The organism is Brevundimonas sp. 2YAF1, assembly GCF_052114745.1.
GTDB lineage: Bacteria > Pseudomonadota > Alphaproteobacteria > Caulobacterales > Caulobacteraceae > Brevundimonas.
In genome coordinates, this window is sequence record NZ_JBFRFI010000005.1 from 113,809 (window position 1) to 132,741 (window position 18,933).

Genomic DNA, 18,933 nt, shown 5'->3' on the forward strand with positions numbered 1-18,933 from the left:
CTAGCCCCAGGGACCACGCGATGCGGCACGCTCGGACGGCGTGGTCGGCACGCTGGTCGAGGGCCGCGCCATGGCGACAGGCGCGCCAGCAGCGGGGCGCCGGCTCATGCCCATCGTCGTGCCCAGCTCCATCAGGGCGCGGACCCGGTTGCCCGTGGCCGGATGGGTCGAGAACAGGCTGTCGGCGCCCTTCCCGTTCAGCGGGTTGATGATGAACATATGGGCCGTGGCCGGATTGCGCTCTGCGGGTGCGTTCACCGCGCCGCGCGCATAGGCCTCGATCTTCTGCAGGGCCGAGGCCAGGGCGTGGGGATCCTTGGCGATCTCGGCCCCGACCCGGTCGGCCTCATATTCGCGCGAACGGCTGATGGCCATCTGCACCAGGCCCGCCGCCATCGGGGCCAGCAACATCAGGGCGATCGCGCCGATCATCCCGCCGGGCCGCTCGCGGTCGTCGCCGCCGCCGAAGAAGAGGGCGAAATTGGCCAGCATGGCGATAGCGCCGGCCACCGTGGCCGTCACCGTCATGGTCAGGGTGTCGCGGTTCTTCACATGGGCCAGTTCGTGGGCCATCACCCCGCGCACCTCCTCGCGCGTCAGCATGTCCAGCAGGCCGCTGGTCGCGGCGACGGCGGCGTTCTGGGGGTTGCGGCCGGTGGCGAAGGCGTTGGGCTGGTCGTTGGGGATAATGGTGATGGTCGGCTGCGGCAGGCCGGCGTCGCGGGCCATCTGTTTGACGTCGGCGACATAGGCGCGGACCACGGCGTTCGGGTGGGTCTCGTCCACCACCTGAGCCCGGTACATCTTCAGCACGATCTTGTCGGCGTTCCAGTAGCTGAACAGGTTCATCGCCCCCGCCACGGCCAGGGCGACGACCATGCCGGTCGCGCCGCCGATCAGATAGCCGATCCCCATGAACAGGGCGGTCATCACGGCCAGCAGGGCGAAGGTCTTGAGATGGTTCATACCGGTCCGGCGTCGTCAGGGGGTGGCGTCAAAGGCCTGAACGTCTATTTGAGGCCCTGTATCCGCGCCCTCAAGGCAGACCCCCTGTGACCGAACAGCCCACCTCCCCCACCGCCAATGACGCCGAAGAAACGGCCGTCTTCAACGCCGACGTGCCCCACGCCACGCCGGAGCGGCCTTTGAGCGAAGCCGCGCGCCGCGCCCTGCTGGAAGCGGCCGAACGTCGCAAGGCGGGCGAAGAGGTCGTTCTCGCAGACGAACACGGCGGTCCGCGCGGCCCCGAGCCGACCCGTTACGGCGACTGGGAGAAGAAGGGCCTGGCCGTCGACTTCTAGGCGAAGTCGGCGCCCGCCGCTCGCGTAACGAGAGAATATTGAACGCTCCGGCCCAAACCGCATTAACCTTTGCGGCTGAAACAAGGAGCGTGGCCATGAGGGCTGTTCTGTCTATCGCTGTCGGCGCCGCCCTGCTCGCCGCCGGAACCGCCGAGGCCCAGCAGCGCCCTGTCCGCCACAACGCCGCCTCCGGCCACGCGCGACAAGTCCATGTCGAGCGCGGGCCCATGGCCGAGAGCCGGGTCCAGACCTGGTACAGCGACACCGGCTGGCAGGGCGGCTTCGGCCCGGCCGAGGCCTATGGCTACGGATATGACGGCGCCGGCTATCGTCCGCCCGTCGTCGCCGTCCCCGCGCAGGCGCCGATCCGTCACGGCGGCTACAGCGGCGCCACCCGTTCCATGCCGTTCGGCTATCCGGTCGACGGGTACGGCCGCTATCCGTGGTCGCGCGGCGGCTACGGCCAGGGGCGATATCCGCAACCGGTCTACGCCTCCCAGACGCCCGTCTATGTGGAATCGCCGCCGATCTATATTCAGCCGGCCGCGGTCTATGTCGAACCGCCGCGCGTCCATGTCGCCCCGCCGGAAGTGCATTTCGAGCAGGGCTATTTCGCCATGCCCGACGCGCCTTCCCCGCCGCCGCATCACCGATCGCCGACGGAGCGCCCCTACACCCCCCACCCCCAGGAACCGGGCGAGCGAGGCTGATCAAGGAAAAGGGCGGCCCCTGCGAAGGGGGCGCCCTTTTGTTTCACGTGGATCAATGGGTTGAGCGCGCTCAGATGAGCGCGATCTCTGCCGAGATCGGACGTCTCTAGATGAGCGCGATCTCTGCCGAGATCGCCTGGGCCGCCGCGCGCGGATCGGCCGAGGCCGTGATCGGACGGCCGACGACAAGATGGGTCGCGCCGGATTGCAGAGCGCTGGCCGGGGTCGCCGCCCGCGCCTGATCGTCCAGGGCCGCCCCCGTGGGCCGCACGCCCGGCGTCACGATCAGGAAGTCGTCGCGTCCCGCCGCCAGGGCGATCTCGCGCACGCGGGCCGCCTCATGCGGGCTGGAGACGACGCCGTGGACGCCCGCGTCCAGCGCCTGACGCACCCGCAGTTCCACCAGATCGGCGGCCGACAGGCTGTGATCGTCCGCCCTCAGATCCTCCTCGGTCAGGCTGGTCAGGACGGTGACGCCCAGAATCTTCAGGTCCGAGCCCGCCGCCCCGCGCGCCGCCGCCGCCATCACCTGGGGCCGGGCGTGGACGGTCAGCAGGTCGCAGCCCGCGCCCGCCAGAACCGCCGTGGCCTTCTCCACCGTCGCGCCGATGTCGTGCAGCTTCCAGTCCAGAAACACCTGACGCCCCGCCGCCTTCAACTCGCGCGCCAGCCCCATGCCGTCCGAGGCGAACAGCTGCAGTCCCACCTTGTAGAAGCCGACGGCGTCGCCGATCCGCTCGACCAGGACGCGCGCCTCGTCGGTCGTCGGCACGTCCAGGGCGCAGATGACGCGGGGATCGAACGGACGGTTCGGGACATCAATGGGGCGGTCTTCGGACATTTCCGGCTCTCGGCGGGTTGCAGGCGCGCGCGGATGCCCCGATAGGTGAGGCCGAAGCGTCGCGGGGTCGCGCGGCGGGTTTTAGGGCGGGGCGAAGCAATGAACGCGGTCGATCTGGGGGTCAACCTGTTCGTGGCGCTGTTCGCCCTGCTGGACCCCATCGGCAATGTGCCGATCTTCGCCGCCGCCACCGCCGGGGCCTCGCTGCGGCAGCGCATCAGCGTCTCGGCCATGATCTGCGGCTTCGCCGCCGTCTTCCTCGGCTTCTTCTTCTTCACCGGTCTCGGCCTGCTGCAGTTCTTCGGCATCTCGCTGGCCGCCTTCCGCATCGCCGGGGGCATCCTGCTGCTGCTGCTCGGCCTCGACATGGCGCGCGAGGACTTCCTCAAGATCTTCGCCGACGCCGACGCCGTGACCGACGCCAAGGACGTGCGCGGCTACGCCAAGCGCCGGTTCAAACGGATGATCGTGCCCTTCGCCATTCCGCTGATGATCGGCCCCGGCGCCATCTCGGCCATCATCATCAACGCCGGCGAGGCCCAGAAGCTCGGCGCGGCGGGCACGGCCTCGTCGCTGGCGGCCATGGCCGCCGCCTGCGTCGTCACCTTCTTCTGCTTCGCCGCCACCGGCCCGATCAGCCGCATCCTCGGCGACGTCGGCATGGCCATCGTGGTGCGGGTGCTGGGCCTGATCCTGTGCGCCCTGGCGATCCAGTTCATCATCGCCGGTCTGGGCGAGGCCATCCCCGGCATGTTCAGCCTCGGGGTGACGGCGCCCTACCCCGCCGGCGGTCACTAACCTCCCTCGGCCGTCATCCCGGCCGCAGCCTCGCTCGCGAGGCGAAGAGCCGGGACCGCCCAAGACTCCCCGGCCAGTGCTTGCAGCGGTCCCGGATAGCGGCTTCGCCGCTTCCGGGATGACGGCGGCTACAGCCGATTTAGCCGTTTGGCGTGGCCGCCGACCATCTTCAGCGCCAGGCTGTCGGGCAGCAGACCGCCTAGCGCCGCCAGCACATTGTTGGCGAACCCCGGGGTGACGCGGGGCCGGTCAGCCTCCACCGCGTCCCAGCCGACGCGGGCCACGCGCTCGGCGTCCATCCACATCCATTTCGGATAGGCGCTCGACACCTGCTTGCGCGAGCCGTTGACGTCGTGGAACTCGGTATAGGTGTAGCCGGGGCAGAGCGCCGTGACATGGACGCCCGTCCCTTGCGTCTCCAGCCACAGCCCCTGCGACGCCTTGATCAGGAAGCTCTTGATCGGCCCGTACAGGGTGTCGCCGCCGGTCGCCGGCATCTGTCCCGCCAGCGAGGCCACGTTCAGCACCCGGCCCCAGCCGCGCGCCACCATGCCAGGCAGCAACAGACGGCTCAGCTCGACCGGCGCGGTCAGCATGACGCGGATCATGGCGGCGTGGTCGGCCGGATCGGTGTCAAGGAAGCCCGTGGTGCGGCTGAAGCCGGCGTTGTTGATCAGGCCGTCGACGCTCAGGCCGCGCGCCTTGATGGCCTCGACCAGACGCGCGGGCGCCCCCGGCTCGGCCAGATCCGCCGTGACAAGGCTGGCGACGACGCCGTGCTTCGCCGTCAGTTCCTCGGCCAGAGCCGTCAGCGGCCCCTCGCGCCGGGCGGTCAGGATCAGGTCGTACCCGCGCGCGGCACAAATACGGGCAAGCGCCGCGCCGATGCCGGCGGAGGCCCCCGTGATCAGGATGGTGCGGCGCTTCTCCCCCAAGCGGCGCGCGTCAGGCGGCGGCGACGGGACAGGCGGCGTGCGGCGCGAAATCGCGCAGCGACGCGGGGTCCGCTTCGAGCAGGTCGGCGATGGTGATCTTGGACAGGGCTTCGCCCGCGGCCTGATCGGCGGCGGTCAGGGCCTTGGCCACCTGACGCGGGATATGCTCCCCCACCGGACAGCCCTTGGCCCCGGCCGGCGGCGAACCCAGATGGGCGCAGCCGTTCACAGCCTTCAGCACCTCGGCCATGCAGATGTCTTCCGGGCGACGCAGCAGCCAGGATCCGCCCGAGGCGCCGGGCCGCGTGGCGATCAGTCCCGCCTTGGCCAGCAGGGCCGTCACCCGGCGGATGACCACCGGATTGGTCGGCACCGAAGCCGCGAGCACGGCGCTGGGCGCCGCGTCGGCAGCCGAATAGGCGCCCTTGTGGGCCAGATAGGCCAGGGCGTGGGCGGCGACGGGGAATCTTTGGCTGTCAGACATCTCGGTTTTGTACTCCAGACCGGAAGGTAGGGCTTCCGCCGCCGTTTCACAAATCCATCCGCAACAAAAACTGTTTCTTTTTGGGCGCAGCGGGACTCCGAGATCGGGTCGAGGCCTCCGCCTTCCCCCTCCGATCGTCATCCCCGGCCTTGTGCCGGGGATCCAGATACTCAGCGTCAGCCCCCTGTCGCGATCGCGAGATCAAGCGTCGTGTGTCTGGATTCTCGGGACAAGCCCGAGAATGACGTCCAAGGTTTGCCGGAGCCGCTTCAGGCGCCGGCCTTCCTGGCGAAGCCCCAGGCCGCGTCCGACAGGGGCCCGACCTGGGCCGCCATGGTCCTGGCGTGGACGCTGGCGGCGGTGCCGTCGCGCACCCGCCCGGCGATGCCCTGACAGATGGCCGCCAGCCGGAACAGGTTGTAGGCGAACAGCCAATCGAGGTTCTGCGGCGCAGCCGTCCCCGTCTTTTCGGCGTAGCGTTCGACCGTCTCCTCGACCGAGGGAATGCCCAGGGCTTTCAGGTCCGCCCCCGCCAATCCGTTCCTCAGACTGGCCGGAATGACCCAGGCGATCAGCAGGTAGGAGAAGTCGGCCATGGGATCGCCCAGAGTCGACAGCTCCCAGTCCAGCACCGCCCTCACCCTGGCCTCGACCGGATCGAGGATCAGATTGTCGAGGCGGAAGTCGCCGTGAACGATCCGCGTCGGTCCCTCGACCGGCAGGCTGTCGGGCAGAAAGGCGATCAACCGGTCCATGGCCGGGATGGGGTCGATCTCACTGGCCCTATACTGCTTGGTCCAGCGCCCGACTTGTCGGGCGAAATAATTGCCGGGCTTGCCGTAGTCGGACAGGCCGATGGCGGCGGGATCGAAGGCGTGCAGCGCCGCCAGCGTATCCGTCTGGGCCTCATAGATGGCCCTGCGCTCGCTCGGCGACAGCCCCGGCAGCTTCAGGTCCCAGAAGACCCGGCCCTCGACCTTGTCCATGACGTAAAAGATCGAGCCGACGACGTCTTCGTCCGTACACAGAGCATAGGGCCGCGCCACCGGGAACCCTTGCGCGTGCAGGGCCGAGATGACGGTGAATTCGCGGTCCACCGCATGGGCGCTGGCCAGCAGGACGCCCGGCGGCTTGCGGCGCAGCACATAGGTCCGGCCCGGCGTGGTCAGTTCATAGGTGGGGTTGGACTGCCCGCCCTTGAACTGGCGGATGGTCAGCGGCCCGGCATAGCCCTCGACGTTCGCCGCCAACCACTGATCCAGCGCCGCCGCGTCCAGGCGATAGCGTTCGTCCACTTCGCGCGTGCCGGAGAAAGCCGACTGGGCGTCCAGGGTCTCGCTCATACGCTTTCTCCCGCATCCGGCGCGGCCGCGATGATGGCGGCCCTGACCGCCCCGCGCCAGCCCTTGAGCAGCCGCGCCCTTTCCGCCTCGCCCATGCGCGGGCGCCAGACGGCGGGGGCCTCGGCGGGGGCGGTCCACAGCGCCGACGTCAGCCCGACGCCGAAGGCCGCCAGCCTTGCCGCGCCCATGGCCGTCATCTCCTGGAAGGCGGGGCGCTCGACCTCGACCTCGCAGATGTCGGCGACGAACTGCATGGCGAAGGCGTTGGCGGTGACGCCCCCGTCGACCTTGAGCCGCGTCAGCGACGGTGCCCCGTCCTTCTTCAAGGCATCCAGCAGGTCGCGGGTCTGATAGGCCAGGCTCTCCAGCGCCGCGCGGACGAAGTGAGCCGGGCCGCTGTCGCGGGTCAGGCCGATGACCGTGCCGCGCGCGTCGGGCTTCCACCAGGGCGCGCCCAGCCCGGTGAAGCCGGGGACCAGATAGACCCCGCCGTTGTCCTTCAGCGTCTGGGCCATGGCCTCGGACTGGCGCGAGTCCGAGATCACCTTCAGCCCGTCGCGCAGCCACTGGATCGCCGACCCGGCCGAGAAGATCGACCCTTCCAGCGCATAGGCGAGCTGACCGTCAGCAGCGTAGCCCAGCGTCCCCAGCAGCCGCGACGTCGAGACCACCGGTTCGTCCCCGACGTTGGCGACCAGAAAGGCCCCGGTGCCGTAGGTGATCTTGGCGTCGCCCGCCTTCAGCGCCCCATGCCCGACCAGAGCCGCCTGCTGGTCCCCCGCCGCGCCGTGGATCGGCAGAGCCCGCCCGAACAGGCTGGCGTCGCAGTCGCCCAAATGATCAGCGCAGCCCCGAATTTCCGGCAGGGCCTCCATCGGCACGTTGAACAGGTCGCAAAGGTCCTCGCGCCATTGCAGCGTCGACAGGTCCATCAGGCTGGTGCGGCTGGCGTTGGTGGCGTCGGTGACATGGCTGCCCCCTCCCGTCAGCTTCCAGATCAACCAGGCGTCGATAGTCCCGAGTTTGACCTCGCCCTGCACCGCCCGCTCCCGCGCCCCCGGCACTTCGCCCAGCAGCCAGGCGTATTTCGAGGCCGAGAAATAGGGGTCGAGGATCAGGCCGGTCGCCGCCTGAACCGCCGCCTCATGCCCCTCGGCCGCCAGCCGCGTAGTCACGTCCGAAGTGCGCCGGTCCTGCCAGACGATGGCCCGGTGCAGCGGCTCGCCCGTCGTCGCATCCCACAGCACCGAGGTCTCACGCTGGTTGGTGATGCCCACGGCGGCGAAGCGGCCGACGCCGCCGGCCTTCCTGACCACCTCGCGACAGGTCTGCAGCGTCGCCCGCCAGATCTCGGCCGCGTCATGCTCGACCCAACCCGACTGCGGGAAATGCTGGGCCAGTTCGATCTGGCTGACCGCCACAGCGGAGAAGGCGCCGGTGGAGGAAACCTCAAATGCGATCGCCCGCGTCGAGGTCGTGCCCTGGTCGATGGCGAGGATCATGTTGGCGTGCATGATGGGAGTTATGCAGAGCCTGCGTCCGCGCGTAAGAGGGAACCATGCATACGCCCAGCTTCGAAGGCGTCGTCGACGCCGCCCGCCAGATCGCCCCCGCCGCCGTCCGCACGCCGCTGATCGAGCATCCGGCCCTGAACGAAGCCGTCGGCGGGCGTGTTCTGCTGAAGGCCGAGACGCTGCAGGTCGCGGGCGCCTTCAAGTTTCGCGGGGCCTATAACCGCATCAGCCGCCTGACCGACGCGGAAAAGACGCGCGGCGTGGTGGCCTATTCCTCGGGCAATCACGCGCAGGGCGTGGCGGCGGCGGCGCAGGCGGTGGGGACCCGCGCCCTGATCGTCATGCCGTCCGACAGCCCGGCGGTGAAGGTCGAGGGCGTGCGCGCCTTCAGCGGCGAAGTGCGCCTCTACGACCGCTGGAGCGAGAGCCGCGAGGCCATCGGCGCCGAGATCGCCGCCGAGCGCGGCTCCATCCTCGTCCCGCCCTTCGACGACCCCTTCGTCATCGAAGGCCAGGGCACCGTCGGGCTGGAGATGCTGGAGCAGGCCGGGATCGAGATGGACCAACTGCTGTGCGGCGCCTCGGGCGGCGGCCTGATCGCCGGCATCAACCTGGTTATGGCCGAACAGAGCCCCGACACCCGCGTCATCGTGGTCGAGCCCGAGGCCTTCGACGACACCCGCCGCTCGCTGGAGGCCGGCGAGCGCGTCGCCCATCCGCAAGGCGCGCCCTCCATCTGCGACGCCCTGATGGCGCCCATACCGGGCGAGCTGACCTGGCCGATCAACCAGCGTCTGTCGGGCGCCGCGGCCGTCACCGACGCCGAGGTCGCCGAGGCCATGCGCTTCGCCTTCCGCTGGCTGAAGCTGGTGATCGAGCCGGGCGGCGCGGTGTCGCTGGCCGCCCTGCTGTCCGGCAAGGTCGCGGCTAAGGGCCTGACCACCGGCGTGGTCCTGTCCGGCGGCAACGTCGATCCGGGCCTGTTCGCCGAGATCATCGAGGGACGGTTCAAGCCATAGCCTCCTGCCGTCATCCCAGGGCCGCGCAGCGGAACCCGGGACCCAGACGCCTGAACGTCCCGCCGCCGTTAAAGGCTCAACCGCCTGGGTCCCGGATCAGCCTTTCAGGCTGTCCGGGATGACGGCGATGAAGGGTTCTCTTGCCTCCTCACCTCACCCGCGCAAGGCTGCGGAAAATGGAGGGGACCCGATGACGAAACCGACCGAGCTTCAGTCCCTGATCGGCCACGAGGTCGGCGTCAGCCGCTGGTTCACGATCGATCAGGCGCGCATCGACGCCTTCGCCCGGATCACCGAGGACGAGCAGTTCATCCACGTCGACCCGGAACGGGCGAAACAGACGCCCTTCGGCGGAACCATCGCCCACGGCTTCCTGACCCTCAGCCTCGCCGCCGCCATGAGCTATGACGCGGTCGCCCCGCTGGACGGCGTGGTCATGGGCGTCAACTACGGCTTCGACAAACTGCGCTTCCTCGCCCCCGTGCCGTCAAGCTCGAAGGTGCGCGGCCGCTTCACGCTTCTGTCCGCCGAGAACAAGGGCGCCGAAGGCGGCGCAACCCGCTGGCTGCTCAAGCACGAACTGACCGTCGAGATCGAGGGCGGCGACAAGCCCGCCCTGATCGCCGAATGGCTGTCGATGCAGATGGTGAAGGCCTAGTTTCACCCGCTCATCCCGGCGGACGCCGGGATCCAGCTCTTTGGCTTCAAGCGCCGAGCTCGCAGCTCTCACTGGGCCCCGGCGTCCGCCGGGGTGAGCGGTGAGATGGCATCACTCGCCCAGGCATCTCAGCGCCACTTCCAGATTGCGCAGGCCGTCCTCGCCGGTCACCGCCGCCGTTTCGCCGGTGCGGATGGCGTGGATGAAGGCCTCATGCTCCTTCTTCAGCGGCTCGGCGGGCCAGGAGTGAAGCATGCGGGTGGAATAGGAGCCGTCCGGCTGCTGGCCGAAATACTCGGTGACCTGGCGCGTGATCAGATCGGCCACGACGAACTTGGTCTTGGTCGCCACCTGCAGGGTGCGGGTCTTGTAGGGCGTGACCCAGTTGGTGGTGATGTGGGCGATCACGTCGTTGGCCGTGCGGAACTGCAGCAGGGCCGTGTCCTCGCGCTCGGCGCGGGTGCGGACCAGCTGCGGCTGGACCTCGACGATCTCGGAGCCGGTCAGGTGGCGAATGATGTCGATGTCGTGCACCGCCAGGTCGATGACCACCCCGACCTCGCCCATGCGCGGCGGGAAGGGGCCGACGCGGGTGATCTGGATGGAGATGATCTCGTCGCCCTCGATGGCGCGCTTGACCGTCTCGACCGCCGGATTGAAGCGCTCGACATGGCCGACCATCAGCACCCGGTTGTTGGCCTTGGCGGCGTCGATCATGGCCTGGGCGTCGGCGACGGTGGCGGCGATGGGCTTTTCGACCAGGACATGGACGCCCGCGTTCAGCAGGGCCACGCCCAGTTCGGCGTGATAGCGGTTCGGCGTGGCGATGACGGCGGCGTCGAGGCCGGCGGCGACAAAGGCCTGCGCCGTGGTCACGGCCGTCGCGCCATAGGCGGCGGCCACGCCTTCGGCCGTCACCGCATCGGGATCAAACACGGTCGTCAGTTCGACGCCGCGCAGTTCCGACAGGACGCGGGCATGGTTGCGGCCCATGACGCCGGCGCCGGCGACGCCGACCTTGAGGGGAGCTTGCTGGGTCATAGGGATCAGGCCTTGAAGCTGGCGACGGCGGCGATGATGCGGTCCTGGGTCGCCTCGTCCAGATCCGAGTGCATCGGCAGGCTGATGACCCGATCCATCAGACGCTCGGTCGTCGGCAGGCCCTGCGGTCCGCGCGGATACATCTCGTAGGCGGGCTGGAGGTGCAGCGGGATCGGATAATAGACCGCCGTGGGGATGCCCTCGGCCTTGAGGTGCGCGGCCAGGCCGTCGCGGTCCTCGTGCTCGATCGTGTACTGCGCCCAGTTGGAGACATTGCCCGCCGGCACGTCCGGCACGGCGGCCACGTGGGGACGCAGACCCTCGTTGTAGCGGGCGGCGATGCGGTTGCGCCACTCGATCTCCTGACCGAAGACCTTCAGCTTCTCGATCAGGACGGCGGCCTGGATGGTGTCCAGACGGCTGTTCAGGCCGACGCGCATGTTCAGGTATTTGGGGTCGTGGTCGAAGGTCTTGTCCTTCAGGTCGACCGCCACCGCCTTGCCGTGCACGCGCAGGGAATCGATCAGTTGGGCCAGTTCGTCGTCATTGGTCAGCACCGCCCCGCCGTCGCCGTAGCAGCCCAGCGGCTTGGCCGGGAAGAAGCTGGTGGTGGTGATGTCGGCCCACTTCAGCGGATGTTCGCCGTCGATGGTGCAGCCGAAGCCCTGGGCCGAGTCCGCGATCAGCTTCAGGCCGTACTTGTCGCAGACGGCCTTGATCGCCGGATAGTCGGCGGGCTGGCCGAACAGGTCGACGGCGATGACCACGCGCGGCGTCAGACGGCCTTCCTTCAGCGTCGCCTCGACGGCCGCCTCCAGATGGGCCGGGCTCATGTTGTAGGTGGTGGCGTCCACGTCGATGAAGACCGGCTCGGCGTCGAACCAGGGCACCACCTCGGCGGTGGCGGCGAAGGTGAAGCTGGGGACGAAGACCGCGTCGCCGCGTCCCACGCCCCAGGCCATCAGCGGCAGGGCCAGGGCGTCGGTGCCGTTGGCGCAGCCCAGGGCGTGCTTGGCTTGACCAAAGGCGGCCAGGTCGGCCTCGAACTGACGCACCTGCGGACCCATGACCCAGGCGCCGCCGACGACGGCCGCCTGAACGGCGGCCTCGATCTTGCCGCCGAGACGAAGGCGCTGGGCCTGAAGGTCGATGAAGGGAATGGTCATGAAGGCTCTCTCGGTGGCGCCCTGCGCGACCGGGCGCGCGGACAGGGAGGAGGTTATGTCGTTGCGGCCTCCTATCAAAGCCGCCGCCCAGCACCAAACCCACGAGGGTCACTTCGCGTTGCCGGTTGCAACGAAACCCGCGCTTGGCAAAGCCCGCGACCCTGCCTAAGCCCGACAGAAGATGACGTTGTCGAGCACACAAAACCGAGTCCGCGACTGGCTGTTCCGCCGGGCCCTGCCGCTGTGGGCGGGCGCCGGGATCGACGCCGAGGGCCGCTTCTTCGAGAAGCTGGATTTCGACGGTCGCCCGATCACCGGCCTGCCCCGCCGCACGCGGGTCCAGGCGCGACAGGTCTATGTCTTCGCCGAAGCCGCGTCGCTCGGCTGGACCGAAGGGGAAATGGTCGCCCGACGCGGACTGGACGCCTTGATCCGGGACCACCGCCGCGAGGACGGCCTGTGGGTGCGCGGTGTCGACGACGCCGGCGCCGTCATCGACGCTGCGCCCGACCTCTATGACCTGGCCTTCGTCCTCTTCGCCCTGGCCGCCGCTCACCGGGTGCTGAAGGACGAGCGCGCCCTGCCCCTGGCCCTGTCGACCCTCGCCGCCATCGAAACGCAGATGGCCGATCCGGTCCACGGCGGCTGGCAGGAGGCCCTGCCGCCCGTCCTGCCGCGCCGCCAGAACCCGCACATGCACATGCTGGAGGCCCTGCTGGCCTGGCAGGCGATCGCGCCCGACCCGGCCTTCGAGGCGGCGGCCCGGCGTGTGCTGAACCTGTTCGCCACCCGCTTCTTCGACCCGAGCGCCGCCGTGCTGGGCGAATATTTCACCGCCGACTGGGCGATCGCGCCCGGCGGCGCCGGGCAGGTGATCGAGCCCGGCCATCACATGGAGTGGATCTGGCTGCTGGATCAGGCCCGCCGCCTTGGCCTCGACGGTCATGAGCGACAGGCCCAGGCCCTCTTCGCCTCGGCCCTGACCAACGGCGTCGGCGCCCGGGGCATGATGATCCGCGAAATCGACCGCATCGGCGCCGTCCGCGACGGCGGCTGCCGCCTGTGGGGCCAGACCGAGGCCATCCGCACCCTCCTGCTGCGCGGCCGAACCGAAGGCGCTTTGGCCCTGACCAAAACCCTGTTCGCCACCCATCTGGCGACGGCGACCCCCGGCCTGTGGACCGACAGCTACGACGCCGAAGGCCGCCCGCAGGACGCCTCGGTCCCGGCCTCGACCCTCTATCATCTGATGACCGCCTTCTCGGCCCTGCTGACGGAGCCCGCATGAGCCACCCGGCTGCTTTTCTCGACCGCGACGGGGTGCTGATCGTCGACAGCGGCTATCCGCACCGCCCCGACCAGCTGGTCCTGATCCCCGGCGCCGCCGAGGCGGTGAAGCGGCTGAACGACGCCGGCTATGTCGTCGTCATCGTCACCAACCAGTCGGGCGTGGCGCGCGGTCTGTTCAGCGAGGAGACCATGCACGGCTTCAACCGCCTGCTGGTCGCGCGGCTGGCCGAGGCCGGCGCCCGCATCGACGCGGTCTACGCCGCCCCCCATCACGCCGAGGCGGTGGACGAACGCTATCGTCATCCCGATCACCCCGACCGCAAGCCCAATCCGGGCATGCTGCTCCGGGCCATCGCCGAGCACGACCTCGACCCAGCCCGCTCGCTGATGATCGGCGACCAGCCCTCGGACATGGAGGCGGCGCGGCGCGCGGGCGTGACCGGCTATCCCTTCCCCGAAGGCGGCGACCTCGATCAATTCGTGGCGGCCATCCTCTCGACCTGATCGCAATTCTTCATCTGGTGAATTACTCTGCCCGCCACGCTGGACACACAGCCGGAGAAACGCCTGATGACCGCTGGATACGCCGAACGCCGCTGGACCTCGCCCGACGGACTGACTCTGTATGCGCGGGACTATGCCCCCGCCGACGGCCCGGCCAGGCTGCCGCTGATCGCCATCCACGGCCTGACCCGCAACAGCGCCGACTTCGGAACCATAGCCCCCCTGATCGCCCAGAGCGGTCGTCGCGTGCTGGCGGTGGACGTGCGCGGACGCGGCAAGTCCGACCGCGCGCCCGATCCCATGACCTATACCCCCGACGTCTATGCGCGCGACGTCGTGGCCCTGATGGAACAGCTGGGGATCGAGAAGGCGGTCTTCCTCGGCACCTCCATGGGCGGACTGATCACCATGGCCCTGACGGCGATCAGTCCCCAGGCTGTCGCCGCCGCCGTTCTCAACGACATCGGCCCCGAGGTGGCGCCCGAGGGCCTGGCCCGCATCGCCGAATACACCGGCCGCAAGATCGAGATCCGCAGTTGGTCGGACGCCGCCGCCTACGCCCGCGACATCAACGCCGTCGCCTTCCCCCTCTATGGCGACGCCGACTGGGACGCCTTCGCCCGCCGCATCTTCCGCGAAGGCGAGGACGGGAAGCCGGTGTTGAACTACGACCCAGACATCTCGGTCCCGATCAAGGCGGCGGGCGCCGCGGCCCTGGTCCCCGACCTGTGGCCGGCCTTCACGGCTCTCGCGGGCGGTCGGCCCAGCCTGCTGGTGCGCGGCGGCATCTCGGACCTGCTGAGCGCCGACATTGCCGGCCGGATGCGCGAGGCGGCGCCGGACATGGCCTATGTCGAGGTTCCCGGGATCGGCCACGCCCCCATGCTGGACGAGCCCGAGGCGCGCGCCGGCATCCTGAACTTCCTGAGCGACGCGGCCTGAACCTCTTCCGTCATTCCGGGGCGGCGCAGCCGAACCCGGAATCCAGACGGTTGGGCAATTTCTGGTCGTCTTGAGGTGATCTCAACCGTCTGGGCCCCGGACAGCCCTGCGGGCTTTTCCGGGGTGACGGCTAGGAAGCTGGCCCAATCAGGCCTTCTTGACGAACTCCGTCCGCAGCACGAGGCCGCGCACCTTCTCGACGTTGGCCTCGATCTCGTCGGTGTCGCCGGTCAGGCGGATGTTCTTGACCATCGTGCCGCGCTTCAGCGTCACGCCGCCCGAACCCTTGACCTTCAGGTCCTTGATCAGGGTCACGCTGTCGCCGTCGGCCAGGATGTTGCCGTTGGAGTCCTTGGTCACGTCGTCGGTCATGGTCGCTTCCTCGTCATCCCGGCCGGAGAGCCGGGACCGCCGGACACGCCGACGTCTATGGGGCGAAGGTCCTACTCAATCGGGAACATTGTTGTCGAGTTCGTCGAGCCAGACGCGGGCCGAGGAGTCCGACGGCGCCCGCCAGTCGCCGCGCGGGGACAGCGAGCCGCCCGTCACTACCTTGGGCCCGTTCGGCACGGCCGAGCGCTTGAACTGACTGGTCTGGAAGAAGCGGATCAGGAACTTGCGCAGCCAGAACTTGATGGTCGCCAGGTCATAGGCGACCCGTTCGCTCTCCGGCAAACCGACCGGCCAGCTGCCCGTCGCCGCGTCGCCCCAGGCCTGATGGGCGAGAAAGGCCACCTTGGACGGCTTCAGACCAAAGCGGCTGATGTAGAACAGGAAGAAGTCGTTCAGCGCATAGGGGCCGACGATGCTCTGGGTCGACTGGATCGCCCCGTCAGCGCTCGCCGGCACCAGCTCGGGCGAGATCTCGGTGGCCAGGATGGCGTGCAGGATCGGCGCGGCCTCAGGCCCGATCAGTTCGCCGTCGGCGACCCAGCGGATCAGGTGCTGGATCAGGGTCTTCGCCACCCCGCCGTTGACGTTGTAGTGGCTCATGTGGTCGCCGACGCCATAGGTGCACCAGCCCAGGGCCAGTTCCGACAGGTCGCCGGTGCCGAGCACAAAGCCATGGTTCTGATTGGCTAGTCGGAACAGATAGTCGCTGCGCAGACCCGCCTGAACATTCTCGAAGGTGATGTCGTGCACCGGATGGCCGTCGGCGAAGGCATGGCCGATGTCGCGCAGCATCTGTTCGGCGGCGGGGCGAATGTCGATCTCGGCCCCCGTCACCCCCAGCGCCGTCATCAGCGCCCAGGCGTTGGACTTGGTGCCTTCCGACGTGGCGAAGCCCGGCAGGGTGAAGCCGAGAATCCCGGTGCGCGGCAGCTTCAGCCGGTCAAAGGCGCGACACGCCACCAGCAGGGCCTGGGTCGAATCCAGCCCGCCCGAGACGCCGATCACCAGGATCTTCGACCCCGTCGCCGTCATCCGCCGCATCAGACCCTGGACCTGGATGTTGAAGGCCTCGAAGCAGTCCTGATCCAGACGCGCAGCGTCATCCGGCACGAAGGGGAAGCGGTCCAGCGGACGGATCAGGGCGTCGCCCGGCCCCTCCGCGGCCTCGAACGGCACCACCGTCGCGGCCTCGCCTTCCAGACGGGCGCAGTCGGCGAAGGTGCCGTTGCGCAACCGGTCCAGACCGATCCGCTCGACGTCCACGTCGGCCACGGTCAGATGGCTTTCCAGCGCGAACCGCTCGCCCTCGGCTAGCTTGGCGCCCAGCTCGTGAATGGTCGCCTGACCGTCCCAGGCCAGGTCCGTGGTGCTTTCGCCCCAGCCCGAGGCGGCGAAGACATAGGCCGACAGGGTGCGGCTGGACTGGCTGGCGCACAGCAGGGCGCGCTCGTCGGCCTTGCCGATGACGATGTTGGAGGCCGACAGGTTGCAGAGGATGCGCGCGCCCGCGAGCGCCGCCCGCGTCGACGGCGGCTGCGGCGCCCAGAAGTCCTCGCAGATCTCGACCGCGAAGACGAAGCCCGGCCGGTTGGTCGCTTCGAAGATCAGACCCGGCGCGAAATCGACGCTCTCGCCGTTGAGGACGACCGAATCCTCGGACCGGCTGGCGGCCGGCGCGAACCAGCGCTTCTCGTAATATTCGCGGTAGTTGGGCAGGTAGGTCTTCGGCGCCACGCCCAGCACCTCGCCGCCGCCCCCACTGCCGCCAAGAACCACGGCGCAGTTGAACAGGGCGTCGCCGTTGCGGATCGGCGCGCCGACCACGGCGATCACCCCCGCCTGATCCGCGACCTCGGCCAGTTCGGCGATGCGGTGCTCGACCTCCTCCAGCAGGGCCGCCTGCATCAGAAGGTCGTCGATGGCGTAGGCGCTCAGCGACAGTTCGGGGAAGACCAGCAGATCCACGCCTTGCTCGCCCGCCTGACGGATCAGCCGCTCGTGTTCTTCGGCGTTGGCGGCCGGGTCGGCGACATGAACCACCGGGGTCGCGGCGGCGACGCGCACAAAGCCGTGGCGGCGCGGGGCGTGGAAGGTATGCGTCTCGGACTTCGCCATCTATTTTCCGCTCATCCCGGCGGACGCCGGGATCCAGTGAGAGCCATAGGCACAGACCTTGCGGCCTTCCTGATCAATATAGGGTTGCGTCCCGAACCCAAAGCACCGGATCCCGGCGTCCGCCGGGATGAGCGGGCGTGGGAAGTTCGTGACCTGCGAACCGGCGTCGGCTAAGGCTCAGGCCATGAGCGATACGCCCAAAAAAGGCTGGTTCCAGCGACTGAGCGCGGGTCTGTCCCGCTCCTCCAAACAGATGACCGAACAGGTCGTCTCGACCTTCGTGAAGGAGCCTCTGTCCGAAGAGGCGCTGGAGCGTCTGGAAGAGCATCTGATCGAGAGCGACCTCGGCCCCGCCGCCTCGGCCCGCATCGTCGAACGCTTCCGCGAGCTGCGCTTCGGCAAGTCGTCCGACGAGCGCGAGGTCAAGGAAGCCCTGGCCGAGGCCGTGGCCGCCGAACTGCTGCCGCGTCAGGCGACGTTTGACCCCCTCAGCGGGCCCAAGCCCTATGTCGTCCTGTTCGTCGGCGTGAACGGCTCGGGCAAGACCACGACGCTGGGCAAGATCGCCTCGGACCTGACCGCCAAGGGCGCCAAGGTGATGATCGTCGCCGGCGACACCTTCCGCGCCGCCGCCCGCGAACAGCTCAAGGTCTGGGCCGAACGCGCCGGGGCCGATTTCGAGAGCCGCCGCGACGGCGCCGACGCCGCTGGCCTGGCCTTTGACGCCTATGCCAAGGCGAAAGCCGAGAACTACGACGTCGTCCTGATCGACACCGCCGGGCGCTTGCAGAACAAGTCGGCCCTGATGGACGAACTGCTGAAGATCGTCCGCGTGCTGAAGAAGGTCGACGCCGAGGCCCCGCACGAGACCCTGCTGGTGCTGGACGCCACCGTGGGCCGCAACGCCCTGGAGCAGGAAAAGGTCTTCGGCCGCACCGCCTATGTCTCCGGCGTGGTCATGACCAAGCTGGACGGCACGGCGCGCGGCGGGGTTCTGGTCCCGGTGGCCCAGGCTTCCGACGCCCCGATCAAGCTGATCGGCGTCGGCGAAGGCGTCGACGACCTGCAACCCTTCGACGCGCGCGCGTTTTCCCGATCACTGGTCGGCCTCGAGGACTGAAGCAGATGAGTGAACTTTCGCGTCGCAATTCCAACATCCGGCAGGCCGTCGATTTCGGCGCTCTCGTCGCCTTCATGACCGCCTACGCCGTCAACCGCTTCATGCGCGGTCTGGAAGGGCAGGAAGCCCTGGTTCAGGCGACCTGGGTGCTGGTCATCGCCTCCGCCCTGGCGCTGATCGCAGGCTGGCTGATCGAGAGGCGCCTGGCTCCCCTGCCCCTGTTCACCGGCGCCTTCGCCCTGGTGTTCGGCGTCCTGACGCTGGTGTTCCACGATCCCGACCTGCTGAAGATCAAGCTGACCATCCAGAATGCGGTCCTGGCGGCCGTGCTTTTGGGGTCGATCCCCCTCAAAAAATACGCCTTCAAATACCTGCTCGGCGCGGCCTTCCAACTGACCGACGCCGGTTGGCGCGGCCTGACCCTGCGCTACGGCCTGTTCTTTGCCGCCGTTGCGATCGTCAACGAGGTCGTCTGGCGGACGCAGTCCGACGACACCTGGGTTGCGTTTCGAGGCGGGCTCTGGATCGCCTCCGCAGCCTTCGGCGTCTGGCAGGTCTTCTTCATCATGAAACACGTCATCAAGGACGAGGACGCTGAGCCCATCTCGCCCGACACGGGACTGTAACGCGCGCCTCTCCCTCGTCATCCTGGCCACGCCCGCCAAGCCCGCAAGGGCGCCGAGCCGGGACCGCCACAGACGCAACCTTGGGCTGGGCGCGGCGTTTTTCTGCGGTCCCGGATAGCGGCTGCGTCGCTTC

The 18,933-nt window shown here is 68.9% G+C and carries 20 protein-coding genes; 10 read left to right on the top strand and 10 right to left on the bottom strand.

The window, feature by feature from the left end; translation table 11 throughout:
• Positions 1 to 966 (bottom strand): zinc metalloprotease HtpX, encoded by a 966-nt coding sequence (gene htpX / locus AB4Y68_RS08595; protein WP_441455112.1) that lies wholly within the window; start codon positions 964 to 966, stop codon positions 1 to 3.
• Between the two features lie 86 nt (positions 967 to 1,052).
• Between htpX and AB4Y68_RS08600 the strand changes: the two genes are divergently transcribed.
• Both AB4Y68_RS08600 and AB4Y68_RS08605 read left to right on the top strand, forming a co-directional pair.
• Entirely contained in the window at positions 1,053 to 1,301 is a 249-nt protein-coding gene (locus tag AB4Y68_RS08600; RefSeq protein ID WP_441455113.1) for a DUF1674 domain-containing protein, read from the top strand.
• Between the two features lie 95 nt (positions 1,302 to 1,396).
• The gene (locus AB4Y68_RS08605; RefSeq protein ID WP_441455114.1) at positions 1,397 to 2,011 is read left to right on the top strand and encodes a hypothetical protein; all 615 of its coding nucleotides are present in this window, start codon (positions 1,397 to 1,399) and stop codon (positions 2,009 to 2,011) included.
• 106 nt (positions 2,012 to 2,117) lie between these two features.
• On the opposite strand, the gene pyrF is transcribed toward AB4Y68_RS08605, so the two are convergent.
• Entirely contained in the window at positions 2,118 to 2,852 is a 735-nt protein-coding gene (gene pyrF / locus AB4Y68_RS08610) for an orotidine-5'-phosphate decarboxylase (protein ID WP_441455115.1), read from the bottom strand.
• Between the two features lie 99 nt (positions 2,853 to 2,951).
• Here pyrF and AB4Y68_RS08615 point away from each other — a divergent pair, with 99 nt between their 5' ends.
• Positions 2,952 to 3,650, top strand: a complete 699-nt coding sequence (locus AB4Y68_RS08615) for a MarC family protein (RefSeq protein WP_441455116.1) — start codon at positions 2,952 to 2,954, stop codon at positions 3,648 to 3,650.
• A 128-nt stretch (positions 3,651 to 3,778) separates the two neighbouring features.
• On the opposite strand, the gene AB4Y68_RS08620 is transcribed toward AB4Y68_RS08615, so the two are convergent.
• The 4 genes from AB4Y68_RS08620 to glpK all read right to left on the bottom strand — a co-directional run bounded on the left by AB4Y68_RS08620 (position 3,779) and on the right by glpK (position 7,926).
• Entirely contained in the window at positions 3,779 to 4,585 is an 807-nt protein-coding gene (locus AB4Y68_RS08620) for an SDR family NAD(P)-dependent oxidoreductase (RefSeq protein WP_441455117.1), read from the bottom strand.
• Between the two features lie 10 nt (positions 4,586 to 4,595).
• Positions 4,596 to 5,069 (bottom strand): Rrf2 family transcriptional regulator, encoded by a 474-nt coding sequence (locus AB4Y68_RS08625; protein WP_441455118.1) that lies wholly within the window; start codon positions 5,067 to 5,069, stop codon positions 4,596 to 4,598.
• Between the two features lie 269 nt (positions 5,070 to 5,338).
• Positions 5,339 to 6,412 carry a phosphotransferase family protein gene (locus AB4Y68_RS08630; protein ID WP_441455119.1) on the bottom strand — a complete coding sequence of 358 codons (1,074 nt, stop codon included), beginning with the start codon at positions 6,410 to 6,412 and terminating at the stop codon, positions 5,339 to 5,341.
• A complete protein-coding gene (gene glpK / locus AB4Y68_RS08635) occupies positions 6,409 to 7,926 on the bottom strand; it encodes a glycerol kinase GlpK (RefSeq protein WP_441455120.1) in 1,518 nt (505 codons plus the stop codon). Before glpK ends, AB4Y68_RS08630 begins: the two co-directional genes overlap by 4 nt.
• Before the next feature lie 44 nt (positions 7,927 to 7,970).
• On the opposite strand from glpK, the gene AB4Y68_RS08640 reads away from it, so the two are divergent.
• Positions 7,971 to 8,945, top strand: a complete 975-nt coding sequence (locus tag AB4Y68_RS08640) for a threonine ammonia-lyase (protein WP_441455121.1) — start codon at positions 7,971 to 7,973, stop codon at positions 8,943 to 8,945.
• 190 nt (positions 8,946 to 9,135) lie between these two features.
• A complete protein-coding gene (locus AB4Y68_RS08645) occupies positions 9,136 to 9,603 on the top strand; it encodes a MaoC family dehydratase (RefSeq protein ID WP_441455123.1) in 468 nt (155 codons plus the stop codon).
• A 111-nt stretch (positions 9,604 to 9,714) separates the two neighbouring features.
• On the opposite strand, the gene AB4Y68_RS08650 is transcribed toward AB4Y68_RS08645, so the two are convergent.
• Positions 9,715 to 10,644, bottom strand: coding sequence for a Gfo/Idh/MocA family oxidoreductase (locus AB4Y68_RS08650; RefSeq protein ID WP_441455124.1), 930 nt, complete (start codon positions 10,642 to 10,644; stop codon positions 9,715 to 9,717).
• Between the two features lie 5 nt (positions 10,645 to 10,649).
• A complete protein-coding gene (locus AB4Y68_RS08655) occupies positions 10,650 to 11,810 on the bottom strand; it encodes a DegT/DnrJ/EryC1/StrS family aminotransferase (RefSeq protein WP_441455125.1) in 1,161 nt (386 codons plus the stop codon).
• Positions 11,811 to 11,991: 181 nt separating this feature from the next.
• Between AB4Y68_RS08655 and AB4Y68_RS08660 the strand changes: the two genes are divergently transcribed.
• The 3 genes from AB4Y68_RS08660 (at position 11,992) to AB4Y68_RS08670 (ending at position 14,546) form a co-directional block, all read left to right on the top strand.
• Complete coding sequence (locus AB4Y68_RS08660) at positions 11,992 to 13,098, top strand: AGE family epimerase/isomerase (protein WP_441455126.1); 1,107 nt, start codon at positions 11,992 to 11,994, stop codon at positions 13,096 to 13,098.
• A complete protein-coding gene (locus AB4Y68_RS08665; RefSeq protein ID WP_441455127.1) occupies positions 13,095 to 13,604 on the top strand; it encodes a D-glycero-alpha-D-manno-heptose-1,7-bisphosphate 7-phosphatase in 510 nt (169 codons plus the stop codon). The genes AB4Y68_RS08660 and AB4Y68_RS08665 overlap by 4 nt, the downstream gene beginning before the upstream one ends.
• A 66-nt stretch (positions 13,605 to 13,670) precedes the next feature.
• Complete coding sequence (locus tag AB4Y68_RS08670; RefSeq protein ID WP_441455128.1) at positions 13,671 to 14,546, top strand: alpha/beta fold hydrolase; 876 nt, start codon at positions 13,671 to 13,673, stop codon at positions 14,544 to 14,546.
• Positions 14,547 to 14,693: 147 nt separating this feature from the next.
• Here AB4Y68_RS08670 and AB4Y68_RS08675 read toward each other — a convergent pair whose 3' ends face one another.
• Positions 14,694 to 14,918, bottom strand: a complete 225-nt coding sequence (locus tag AB4Y68_RS08675) for an alkylphosphonate utilization protein (protein WP_441455129.1) — start codon at positions 14,916 to 14,918, stop codon at positions 14,694 to 14,696.
• Positions 14,919 to 14,993: 75 nt separating this feature from the next.
• The gene (locus AB4Y68_RS08680; protein WP_441455131.1) at positions 14,994 to 17,054 is read right to left on the bottom strand and encodes an NAD(+) synthase; all 2,061 of its coding nucleotides are present in this window, start codon (positions 17,052 to 17,054) and stop codon (positions 14,994 to 14,996) included.
• Positions 17,055 to 17,238: 184 nt separating this feature from the next.
• Here AB4Y68_RS08680 and ftsY point away from each other — a divergent pair, with 184 nt between their 5' ends.
• The gene (ftsY, locus tag AB4Y68_RS08685; RefSeq protein ID WP_441455133.1) at positions 17,239 to 18,174 is read left to right on the top strand and encodes a signal recognition particle-docking protein FtsY; all 936 of its coding nucleotides are present in this window, start codon (positions 17,239 to 17,241) and stop codon (positions 18,172 to 18,174) included.
• A 5-nt stretch (positions 18,175 to 18,179) separates the two neighbouring features.
• The gene (locus AB4Y68_RS08690; RefSeq protein WP_441455135.1) at positions 18,180 to 18,800 is read left to right on the top strand and encodes an inner membrane-spanning protein YciB; all 621 of its coding nucleotides are present in this window, start codon (positions 18,180 to 18,182) and stop codon (positions 18,798 to 18,800) included.
• The last annotated feature ends 133 nt before the right edge of the window (positions 18,801 to 18,933 follow it).

Excerpts from the sequence above, each read along its gene's own strand:
- pyrF (WP_441455115.1), bottom strand. The coding sequence starts at position 2,852 with ATGTCCGAAGACCGCCCCATTGATGTCCCGAACCGTCCGTTCGATCCC.
- AB4Y68_RS08655 (WP_441455125.1), bottom strand. The coding sequence starts at position 11,810 with ATGACCATTCCCTTCATCGACCTTCAGGCCCAGCGCCTTCGTCTCGGC.
- AB4Y68_RS08615 (WP_441455116.1), top strand. The coding sequence starts at position 2,952 with ATGAACGCGGTCGATCTGGGGGTCAACCTGTTCGTGGCGCTGTTCGCC.
- htpX (WP_441455112.1), bottom strand. The coding sequence starts at position 966 with ATGAACCATCTCAAGACCTTCGCCCTGCTGGCCGTGATGACCGCCCTG.
- AB4Y68_RS08640 (WP_441455121.1), top strand. The coding sequence starts at position 7,971 with ATGCATACGCCCAGCTTCGAAGGCGTCGTCGACGCCGCCCGCCAGATC.
- glpK (WP_441455120.1), bottom strand. The coding sequence starts at position 7,926 with ATGCACGCCAACATGATCCTCGCCATCGACCAGGGCACGACCTCGACG.
- AB4Y68_RS08680 (WP_441455131.1), bottom strand. The coding sequence starts at position 17,054 with ATGGCGAAGTCCGAGACGCATACCTTCCACGCCCCGCGCCGCCACGGC.
- AB4Y68_RS08645 (WP_441455123.1), top strand. The coding sequence starts at position 9,136 with ATGACGAAACCGACCGAGCTTCAGTCCCTGATCGGCCACGAGGTCGGC.
- AB4Y68_RS08675 (WP_441455129.1), bottom strand. The coding sequence starts at position 14,918 with ATGACCGACGACGTGACCAAGGACTCCAACGGCAACATCCTGGCCGAC.
- AB4Y68_RS08670 (WP_441455128.1), top strand. The coding sequence starts at position 13,671 with ATGACCGCTGGATACGCCGAACGCCGCTGGACCTCGCCCGACGGACTG.
- AB4Y68_RS08605 (WP_441455114.1), top strand. The coding sequence starts at position 1,397 with ATGAGGGCTGTTCTGTCTATCGCTGTCGGCGCCGCCCTGCTCGCCGCC.
- AB4Y68_RS08650 (WP_441455124.1), bottom strand. The coding sequence starts at position 10,644 with ATGACCCAGCAAGCTCCCCTCAAGGTCGGCGTCGCCGGCGCCGGCGTC.
- AB4Y68_RS08625 (WP_441455118.1), bottom strand. The coding sequence starts at position 5,069 with ATGTCTGACAGCCAAAGATTCCCCGTCGCCGCCCACGCCCTGGCCTAT.
- AB4Y68_RS08665 (WP_441455127.1), top strand. The coding sequence starts at position 13,095 with ATGAGCCACCCGGCTGCTTTTCTCGACCGCGACGGGGTGCTGATCGTC.
- ftsY (WP_441455133.1), top strand. The coding sequence starts at position 17,239 with ATGAGCGATACGCCCAAAAAAGGCTGGTTCCAGCGACTGAGCGCGGGT.
- AB4Y68_RS08660 (WP_441455126.1), top strand. The coding sequence starts at position 11,992 with ATGACGTTGTCGAGCACACAAAACCGAGTCCGCGACTGGCTGTTCCGC.
- AB4Y68_RS08630 (WP_441455119.1), bottom strand. The coding sequence starts at position 6,412 with ATGAGCGAGACCCTGGACGCCCAGTCGGCTTTCTCCGGCACGCGCGAA.
- AB4Y68_RS08690 (WP_441455135.1), top strand. The coding sequence starts at position 18,180 with ATGAGTGAACTTTCGCGTCGCAATTCCAACATCCGGCAGGCCGTCGAT.